This window comes from Streptomyces sp. SID8352, assembly GCF_009862265.1.
Lineage (GTDB): Bacteria > Actinomycetota > Actinomycetes > Streptomycetales > Streptomycetaceae > Streptomyces.
Map to the genome: position 1 here is coordinate 23417 of NZ_WWGX01000024.1, position 10415 is coordinate 33831.

Genomic DNA, 10415 nt, shown 5'->3' on the forward strand with positions numbered 1-10415 from the left:
GGCGTCGATGTCGGCGGGGGTCAGGCGGGCGTCGGCGAGGGCCTGGCGGATGACGCGCTGCTGGGCGGGGCCGTTGGGGGCGGTGAGGCCGTTGGAGGCGCCGTCCTGGTTGACGGCGCTGCCGCGGATCACGGCGAGGACGTGCCGCCCGTTGCGCCGGGCGTCGGACAGCCGCTCCAGCAGCAGCATGCCGACGCCCTCGCCCCAGCCGGTGCCGTCGGCGGCTGCGGAGTAGGCCTTGCAGCGGCCGTCGGCGGCCAGCGCCCGCTGGCGGCTGAACTCGATGAAGGCGCCGGAGCTGGACATCACGGTGACCCCGCCGGCGAGGGCCAGTTCGCATTCGCCCTGGCGCAGGGAGCGGGCCGCGAGGTGCAGGGCGACCAGGGAGGAGGAGCAGGCTGTGTCGACGGTCATGGCGGGGCCTTCGAGGCCGAGGGTGTAGGCGATGCGTCCGGAGGCCACGCTGGCGGCGTTGCCGGTGCCGAGGTAGCCCTCGACCCCTTCGGGGACGGCGAGCCCGCGCCGGAGGTAGTCCTGGTAGCCGGAGCCGACGAACACGCCGGTGCGGCTGCCGCGGACGGTGGCCGGGTCCAGGCCGGCCCGTTCGAAGGCCTCCCAGGAGGTCTCCAGCAGCAGCCGCTGCTGCGGGTCCATGGCGGTGGCCTCGCGCGGCGAGATGCCGAAGAAGGCGGCGTCGAAGTCGGCCAGGTCGTAGAGGAAGCCGCCGGCTCGGGCGTAGGTGGTGCCGGGGTGGTCGGGGTCGGGGTGGTAGAGGGAGTCGAGGTCCCAGCCTCGGTCGTCGGGGAAGACGGACATGGCGTCGGTGCCCTCTTCCACCAGCCGCCACAGTTCCTCGGGCGAGCGGACGCCGCCGGGGTAGCGGCAGCTCATGGCGACGATCGCGAGGGGTTCCTCGTCGGCGGCGGCCCGGGTGGCGGCGGAGGCGGACGGCGGACGCGGCTCGTCGGCGCCGAGGAGTTCGACGAGGAGCCGGCCGGCGAGGTCGAGGGCGCAGGGGTGGTCGAAGACGAGGGTGGTGGGCAGCTCCAGGCCGGTGGCGCGGACGAGCCGGCCGCGCAGTTCCACGGCGGTCAGGGAGTCGAAGCCCAGGTCGCGGAAGGCCCGTCCGGGTTCGACCGCGTCGGGGCCCGGGTGGCCGAGTACGGCGGCGGCTTCGCGCCGGACGAGTTCCACGAGCGTGCGGTCCCGGTCGGCGGGGTCGGCCTGGGCGAGGGTGCGGCGCAGCGCCCGGGCGGTGTCCCCGGCCGCGTCGGCGCCCGTGGGGCGGCCGTCGGCGGCCGCGCGGACCTCGGGCAGGTCGGCGAGGAGGGGGCTGGGGCGGCCGATGGTGAAGGTCGGGGCGAAGCGGGTCCAGTCGACGTCGGCGACGGTCACGGCGGTGGTTCCGCGGCCGACGGCCCGCTCCAGGACGGTGAGCGCTTCCTCGGCCGGCAGGGGTTCCAGGCCGCGCTTGCGGAGGTTGTCGGCGATCTCGGGGGTGGCGGCCATGCCGGAGCCGGCCCAGGGGCCCCAGGCGAGGGCGGTGGCGGGCAGGCCCTCGGCGCGGCGTCGCACGGCCAGCGCGTCCAGGCAGGCGTTGGCGGCCGCGTAGTTGGCCTGGCCGGAGGTGCCGAAGGCGCCCGAGGCGGAGGAGAACAGCACGAACGCCTCGAGGGGGTGGTCCGCGGGGAGTTCCCGCAGCAGGGCGTCGAGGTGGACGGCGCCCGCGGCCTTCGCCGCGAGGACGGCGTCGAAGGCGGCCGGACCGGTGTCGGCCAGCAGTCCGGGGGTGTCGACGCCGGCGGTGTGGACGACAGCGGTGAGGGGGTGTGCGACGTCCGGGGCGGTGAGTTCGCCGAGGAGGCGGGCGAGGGCGTCCCGGTCGGCGACGTCGCAGGCGGCGACGGTCGCCCGGGCGCCCAGTGCCTCCAGTTCGGCGGTGAGTTCGGCGGCGCCCTCGGCGGCGGGGCCGCGGCGGCCGGCCAGGACGAGGTGCCGGGCGCCGCGAGCGGCGAGGAGCCGGGCGACGTGGCCGCCGAGGGCGCCGGTCCCGCCGGTGATCAGGACCGTGCCGCGGGGCCGCCATGCGGCGGTGCGCCGGGAGTCGGTGTCGGGGGTGCGGGTGAGGCGGCGGGCGAACACCCCGTCCGGGCGGACGGCCAGCTGGTCCTCCGGGCCGTCGGCGGTGAGGAGGCCGATCAGCCGGTCCAGGGCGGTGGTGTCGCATTCGGCCGGCAGGTCGACGAGGCCGCCCCAGCGGTCGGGGTGTTCCAGGGCGGAGACCCGGCCGAGGCCCCAGATCCGGGCCTGGGCGGGGGCGGTCGGCACGTCCTGGGGTGCGGTGGTGACGGCTCCGCGGGTGGCGCACCAGAGGGGGGCCGCCACTCCGGCGTCGCCGAGTGCCTGGACCGCGGTGAGGGTGGCGGCGTCGCCGCCGGTGAGGGCGGCCAGTGCGGCGGCGGGGCGCCCGTCGAGGGCCAGGAGGGAGACGACTGCGCGGGGTGCGGCGTCGGCCGCGGCCTCCCGCAGCCGGGCGGCGAGGGCCGCGCGGTCCTCGGCGGGGTCCACGGTGAGGGTGGTGGTGCGCGCCCCGCGGGCGGTGAGCGCCTCCCGGAGCGCGCCGGTGAGGTCCGCGGCGGCGGGGCCGGCACCGGCGGCGGGGGCCAGCAGGAGCCAGTGGCCGTCGGCGGGGCCGGCGACGGGGGCGGGCAGCCGTTTCCAGGTGATCTCGTACTGCCCGTCCCCGATCGCGGACCGGCGGCCGGCGGGGGCGGCGGGCAGCAGCCAGTAGTCCTGGCGTTGGAAGGCGTACGTGGGCAGGTCGACGCGGCGGGCGCCGCGGCCGGCGTGGACGGCGGCCCAGTCGACGGGGGTGCCCTGGACGTGGAGGCGGGCGAGGGCGGTGGTGACGGCCAGGTGCTCGGGGCGGTCGGTCCGCAGCAGGGGGACGAGGACGGGGCCCTCGTCCTCGCCGCCGCCGAGCACGTGCCGGGCCTGGGCGGTGAGGACGCCGCCGGGGCCCACCTCCAGGAAGGCGGCGACGCCCTCGGCGGCGAGGGAGGCGACGGCGTCGGAGAAGCGCACCGCTTCGCGGACGTGGCGGACCCAATAAGCCGGCGAGCAGAACTCCTCGGCGGTGACCGGTCCTCCGGTGAGGGTGGAGACCACCGGCGACCGCGGGGGCGCGAAGGTGACGGATGCGACGGCGGTCCGGAAGGTGTCGAGCATCGGGTCCATCAGGGGCGAGTGGAAGGCGTGCGAGACGGCGAGGGCCTTGGTCCTGCGGCCTTCGGCGGCGAGCCTGTCCACGACGTCCGCCACGGCGTCGGCGGCGCCCGAGACGACCACGGACCGCGGCCCGTTGACGGCGGCGACGCCGGCCCGGTCCGTCAGCCCCGCGAGCAGTTCGCGAACCTCCGTCTCGGAGGCCTCGACGGCGACCATCGCCCCGCCGTCCGGGAGCGTCTGCATCAGCCGGCCCCGCAGGGCCACCAGCTTCGCCGCGTCGGGGAGCGAGAGCACGCCCGCCGCGTGGGCGACGGCGTACTCGCCGACGGAGTGCCCGGCGAGGAAGTCGGGGCGCACCCCCCAGGCCTCCAGCAGCCGGAACAGGGCCACTTCGACGGCGAACAGGGCGGGCTGGGTGTACTCGGTGCGCTCCAGCAGATCCGGGTCCCGCCCGAACACCACCTCCTTGAGGGGGCGTTCGAGGTGCGGGTCGAGGGCGGCGCACGCCGCGTCGAAGGCCGAGGCGAACTCCGGCCGGCTCTCGTACAGTTCCCGGCCCATGCCCAGGCGCTGGCTGCCCTGGCCCGAGAACAGGAACGCGGTCGCCGCGTCCCGTCCGGCCACGCCCTCGACGAGCTGCGGGGCGGGCTCGGCGGCGGCGAGGGCGGTGACTCCGGCGACGAGTGCGGGCAGGTCGGTACCGACCACGGCGGCGCGGTGCTCGAGGGCGGCGCGGGAGGTGGCCAGGGAGTGGGCCACGTCCACGGGGCTGACCTCGCCGAGGCCGAGGAGGTGCCGCAGGAGGCGTTCGGCCTGTTCGCGCAGGGCCGTGGTGTCGCGGCCCGAGAGGGTCCAGGCCACCGGCAGCGGACCGGCGGCCGGGACGGGGGCCGGCTCCGGCTCGGGAAGGGGCGGGGCCTGTTCGATGATGGTGTGGGCGTTGGTGCCGCTCACCCCGAAGGAGGAGACTGCGGCCCGGCGCAGCCGGCCGTCCGCCGTCCAGGTCACGGACTCGGTGAGGAGGCGTACGGAGCCGGAGGTCCAGTCGACGTGCGGGGAGGGCTGCTCGGCGTGCAGGGTCCGGGGCAGGACACCGTGGCGCATCGCCTCGACCATCTTGATGATCCCGCCGACACCGGCGGCGGCCTGGGTGTGGCCGATGTTCGACTTGAGGGAGCCCAGCCACAGCGGCCGGTCCTCGGGGCGGCCCTGCCCGTANGTGGCGAGGAGGGCCTGCGCCTCGATCGGGTCGCCCAGCCGGGTGCCCGTGCCGTGCGCCTCGACCACGTCCACGTCCGCCGCCGCGAGCCCGGCACCGGCCAGGGCCTGTTCGATGACCCGCTGCTGGGCGGGGCCGTTGGGCGCGGTGAGGCCGTTGGAGGCGCCGTCCTGGTTGACGGCACTCCCCCGGACGACCGCGAGGACGGGGTGGCCGTTGCGCAGGGCGTCCGAGAGCTTCTCGACGAGCAGCATGCCGACGCCCTCGCCCCAGCCGGTGCCGTCGGCTCCGGCGGCGAAGGACTTGCAGCGGCCGTCGGCGGACAGGCCCTGTTGGCGGCTGAACTCGGTGAACATGCCGGTGGCGGCCATCACGGCGGCCCCGCCGGCCAGGGCCATGGTGCATTCGCCCCGGCGCAGGGCCTGGGCGGCCAGGTGCAGGGCGACCAGGGAGGAGGAGCAGGCCGTGTCGACGGTCAGCGAGGGGCCTTCCAGCCCGAAGGTGTAGGAGAGGCGGCCGGAGGCGACGCTGGGGGCGGTACCGGTGAGCAAAAAGCCCTCCAGTTCCTCGCGGGTGTCGCCGCTGCCCGCGTACCCCTGGTAGGCGAGGCCGACGAACACGCCGGTGCGCGAGCCCCGGACGGCGGTGGGGGCGATCCCGGCCCGCTCGAAGGCCTCCCAGGCGACTTCGAGGAGGAGCCGCTGCTGAGGGTCGGTGGCCAGGGCCTCGCGGGGGGACATCCCGAAGAGGGCCGGGTCGAAGCGGCCGGCGTCGTGGAGGAAGCCGCCTTCGCGGGTGTAGCACTTCCCGGGGACGCCCGGGTCGGGGTCGTAGAGCCCCTCCAGGTCCCAGCCGCGGTTGTCGGGGAATCCGGTGACCGCGTCGGAGCCGCTGTCGACCAGCCGCCACAGGGCTTCGGGGCTGTCGACGCCGCCGGGGTAGCGGCAGCTCGTGGCGACGATGGCGATGGGCTCCTGGTCCTTCGCCTCCACCTCGTGCAGCCGGCGCCGGGTCTGCTTGAGGTCCGCCGTCACGCGCTTGAGGTAGTCCAGGAGCTTCTGTTCGTTCTCGCTCTGGACGCCCTGGGCGCTCTGGACGTCCTGGACGCCCGGCCGGTCGTGCCGGTCCTGCCGGTTCTGTTCGTTCGGCATGTTCTTCACCCGTCGGGAAGTGTCGGGAAGGGGTGCGGCGGTGCGGCCGCGGGTCGTGTGCACCTGCTGGCCCGGGCGCGTCCGGGTGCTCAGGAGCCGTCGAGCTCCTGGTCGATGAGCGCGAAGATGTCGTCGACGGTGGCGCTCGCCAGCCGCTCGTCGGACGTGTCGCCGGGGGGCGCGCCGGGGGCGGGGGCGGGTCCTTCGGCGAAGGCCGCGAGCACACCGTGCAGGCGGGTCCTGATCCGGGAGCGGACGAGTTCGTCGTCGGTCCCGACGGTGGCCAGGGTCTGCTCCAGCCGGTCGAGGTCCGCGAAGACGGACCCGGCCGAAGGGGCCTGGTCCGGCCGCGGTGCGAGGTCGGCGCCGATGCGGGCGGCGAGGGCCGCGGGCGTGGGGCAGTCGAAGACGAGGGTGGCCGGGAGCCGCAGTCCGGTCGCGGAGTTCAGCCGGTTGCGGAGCTCCACCGAGGTGAGGGAGTCGAAGCCCAGCGCCTTGAACTCCCGTTCGCGGTCCACCTCACGAGGGCCGCCGAGGCCGAGGACGGCCGCCACCTGGGTGCGCACCAGGTCCAGCAGCGCGCCGTCCCGTTCCGGCCCGGACAGCCGGGCCAGCCGGTCCCGCAGGGCCTCCGGGCCGCCGCCGGGAGCGGCCTCGCGGACGGTGCGCCGGGGGGCCGGGCGCAGCAGGCCGCGCAGCACCGCAGGTACGGCCCGTTCGGCGTCGGGGCCCGCGGCGGCCGGGGCGGCCGCGAAGCGTACGGGTACGGGGACGGCCTGCTCCCCCGCCCGGGCCGCGTCGAAGAGCGCGAGGCCTTCGTCCGGCCGGAAGGGGACCAGCCCGGAGCGGGCCATCCGGTCCTGCCCGGCGCCGTCCATGTCCGAGGCCATGCCGCCGTCGGCCCACGGCCCCCAGGCCAGCGAGGTGGCGGGCAGCCCTGCGGCGGCGCGGCGCTGGGCGAGGGCGTCGAGGAAGGCGTTGGCGGCGGCGTAGTTGCCCTGTCCCGCGCTGCCCAGGGTCGCGGCGACCGAGGAGAACAGCACGAAGGCGGAGAGGTCCGTGCCCCGGGTCAGTTCGTGCAGGTGGAGCGCCGCGTCCACCTTGGGGCGCAGGACGGCCTCCAGCCGGTCCGGGGTGAGGGAGGTGACCAGTCCGTCGTCGAGGACTCCGGCGGCGTGGACCACGGCGGTCAGCGGCCGGCCGGCGGGAACGCCGGCCAGGAGGGCGGCGAGCGCCTCCCGGTCGGAGGTGTCGCAGGCCGCGAGGGTGACGGTCCCGGCCCCCGCCGCGAGGAGCTCCGCGCGCAGTGCTCCGGCCCCGTCGGCGTCGGCGCCGCGCCGGCTGGTGAGGAGCAGGTGGCGCGCCCCGTGTCCGGTGACGAGGTGCCGGGCGACGAGGCCGCCCAGCGCCCCGGTCGCGCCGGTGACGAGGACGGTGCCCTCGGGGTCGGGTGCGGCGGGGACGGTGAGGACGAGCTTGCCGATGTGCCGGGCCTGGCTGAGATGGCGCAGGGCGGCGGGAGCCCGGCGCACGTCCCAGCAGGTGACGGGCAGCGGGCGCAGGGTCCCGGCCTCGAACAGGGTGACGAGCTCGCGGAGCATGGCGCCGATCCGGTCCGGGCCCGCTTCGATGGTGTCGAAGGCGGTGTAGGCCGCACCCCGGTGTTCCTCGGCCACCCGGCGGGGGTCGCGGACGTCGGTCTTGCCCATCTCGAGGAAGCGGCCGCCGCCGGTGAGGGTGCGCAGGGACGCGTCGACGTACTCCCCGGCGAGGGAGTTCAGTACGACGTCCACGCCGCGGCCGCCGGTCGCGGCGAGGAACCGCTCCTCGAAGCGGAGGTCGCGGGAGGAGGCGAGGTGGTCGGCGTCCGGGCCGCCCTCGGCCGTCAGGGCGGCCCACTTGCCGGGTCCGGCAGTGCCGAAGACCTCGGCGCCGAGGTGGCGGGCGAGTTGGGTGGCGGCCATGCCGACGCCGCCGGCCGCCGAGTGCACGAGCAGCGTCTGTCCGGGCCGCAGGCCGGCCAGGTCGACGAGCGCGTAGTAGGCGGTGAGGAAGACGACGGGCACGGAGGCCGCCTCGGCGAAGGTCCAGCCGTGCGGTATCCGGGCCACCATGCGGTGGTCGGCGACGGCGAGGGGGCCGAAGGAGTCGGGGATCATGCCGAACACCCGGTCGCCCACCGCAAGACCGGTGGTGCCCGGTCCGGTCTCGACGACGAGGCCGGCGGCTTCACTGCCGAGGGTGGCGTCGCCGGGGTACATGCCGAGGGCGATCAGGGCGTCGCGGAAGTTGACGCCGGCGGCGCGGACGGCGATCCGGACCTGGCCCTCGCCGAGGGGGGCGGTGGCTGCGGGGTTCTCGGTGAGCGCGAGGGCGTCGAGGGTCCCGGCGGCGCCGGTGGTACCACTGACGCCGGTGATGGCGGTGGTGGCGGTGGTCAGGTGCCAGCCGGTCGTCCCCGGGGCGGGGGTCAGTGCGTCGGCGGGGGTCCGGCGGGCGAGCCGGGGGACGTGGGCGGTGGTGCCGCGCAGCGCGAACTGCGGTTCGCCGGTGGCCAGCGCGGCGGCCAGCAGCCGTTCCTCCGCGCCCGCTTCCCCCTCCGCAGGGCCCAGGTCGGCGAGCACCAGGCGGCCGGGGTGCTCCGACTGCGCGGAGCGGACGAGGCCCCACAGGGCGCTGTGGGCCGGGTCGGTGACGGTGGCCCCGGGTTCGGGGGCGACGGCGCCGCGGGTCAGCAGCACCAGGCGTGAGTCGGTGGTCCGGTCGTCTTCGAGCCAGGTCCGCAACAGGGCGAGGCCCTCCCGGGTCACCGTGTGGACCTGCTCCGCCTCCGGTGCGCCGAGGAGGCCGCGCGGCGCGGGGACCAGGACGGTGTCCGCGGGCCGGGCGGCGTCGCCGAGGCCTTCCAGGAGCGCGCGCAGGCCCGCGTGGTCCGCGACGCGGGTGAGGGTGAGGGGGCCGGCGGTCTCGTGGGGGGTCGTCGGCAGGACCGGCCAGTCCAGCCGGTACAGCGCGTCCGGGTGCTCGACACCCCCGGCGGCGGGCAGTTGGTCCGCCGTCACGGTCCGCAGGACGAGGGAGTCGACGGAGACGACCGTACGGCCGCTGCCGTCGGCGGCGGCCAGGGAGACGGTGTCCGGGGCGGGCGCGGTCAGCCGGACCCGCAGGGCGGTGGCGCCGGTCGCCTCCAGCCGTACACCGCTCCACGCGAAGGGGATGCGGCCCCGGCCGGTGTCGGGCAGCAGCCCACCCAGGCCGACGGCGTGCAGGGCGGAGTCCAGCAGCGCCGGATGGATGCCGAAGCCGCCGGCCGGGGTGTCCTGCGGGAGGGAGACCTCCGCGAACACCTCCGTGCCGCGCCGCCACAGGGCGCGGAGCCCTTGGAAGAGGGGGCCGTAGCCGAAGCCGAGTGCGGTCAGACGCTCGTAGCAGCCGTCCAGGGGGACGGGGTCGGCGTCGGGGGGCGGCCACTGCGAGAGGTCCTGCGCGGTCCTCTTCCCCGCCGGCGGGGCGAGGAGGCCGGTGGCGTGGGTCGCCCAGGGTGCGTCGGGGCCCGCTGCCTCCGGCCGGGAGTGGACGCTGACGCTCCGGCGTCCGTCGTCGTCGGGGCCGGCCACCGCGACCTGGAGCTGTACGGCGCCCTGGGCGGGCAGCACCAGCGGGGTCTGGAGGGTGAGTTCCTCGACCCGGTCGCAGTCCGTCTCGTCGGCGGCGCGGATCGCGAGGTCCACGAGGGCCGTACCGGGGAGCAGGGACGCTCCCATGACCCGGTGCTCGGACAGCCAGGGCTGGGCCGACAGGGAGAGCCGGCCGGTGAGGATGAGTCCTTCGCCGTCGGCCAGGGCGACGGCGGCGCCCAGGAGGGGGTGGTCGGCGGAGGCCAGGCCCGCGCCCGCGAGGTCTCCGGCGGCGGGCCGGGTCTCGAGCCAGTAGCGCTCGCGCTGGAAGGGGTAGGTGGGCAGGTCGACCCGGCGGGCGCCCCGGCCGGCAAGGACGGCCGTCCAGTCCACCGGAGTGCCCCGGACATGGAGCCCGGCGAGGGCGGTGAGGACGGCCCTCTCCTCCGACCGGTCCCCCCGCAGCACCGGGATGACCGCCCGGCCGTCCTCCACGACCGCCGCAGCCAGCCCGGTCAGCACGCCACCGGGCCCGACCTCCAGGAACGCGCCGGCGCCTTCCGCCGCCAGGGTCTCGACCACGTCCGCGAAACGGACCGCCTCACGGACATGGCGCACCCAGTAGTCCACCGAGCACAACTCCCCCGCCGACACCACGCCTCCCGTGAGCGCGGAGACCACCGGCAGGCGCGGAGCCCCGAAGGAAACCGCCTCCACCGCCCTGCGGAAACCTCCCAGCACCGGATCCATCAGAGGCGAATGGAACGCGTGCGAGACCGACAGGGCCTTGGTCCTGCGACCCCGCGCCGACAGCTTCGAAACCACCTCGGACACCGCCTCCACGGCACCCGAAAGCACCACCGAGGAAGGCCCGTTGACCGCCGCGACACCCACCTCGGAATCCATCCCGACGAGCAGCCCGAGGACTTCGGACTCCGCCGCCCCGACCGCGACCATCACCCCACCGGACGGCAGCTCCTGCATCAACCGGCCCCGCGCCGCCACCAGAGCCGCGGCATCCTCCAGCGAGAACACACCCGCCACATGCGCGGCGGCGAACTCCCCGACCGAGTGCCCGGCCAGGAAGTCCGGACGCACCCCCCACGACTCCACCAGCCGGAACAGCGCCACCTCCACGGCGAACAACGCCGGCTGGGCGTAAGCCGTCCGGTTCAACAGCCCCGCGTCCCCACCGAACAC

General features: G+C 76.5%; 2 protein-coding genes. Both read right to left on the reverse strand.

From position 1 onward, the window contains the following. On the reverse strand, nt 1-5598 hold a 5598-nt coding region (locus tag GTY84_RS08205; RefSeq protein WP_161225483.1), incomplete at its 3' end, for a type I polyketide synthase. Between the two features lie 89 nt (nt 5599-5687). Next, complete coding sequence (locus tag GTY84_RS34530; protein ID WP_272919168.1) at nt 5688-10391, reverse strand: SDR family NAD(P)-dependent oxidoreductase; 4704 nt, start codon at nt 10389-10391, stop codon at nt 5688-5690. Nucleotides 10392-10415 lie beyond the last annotated feature (24 nt).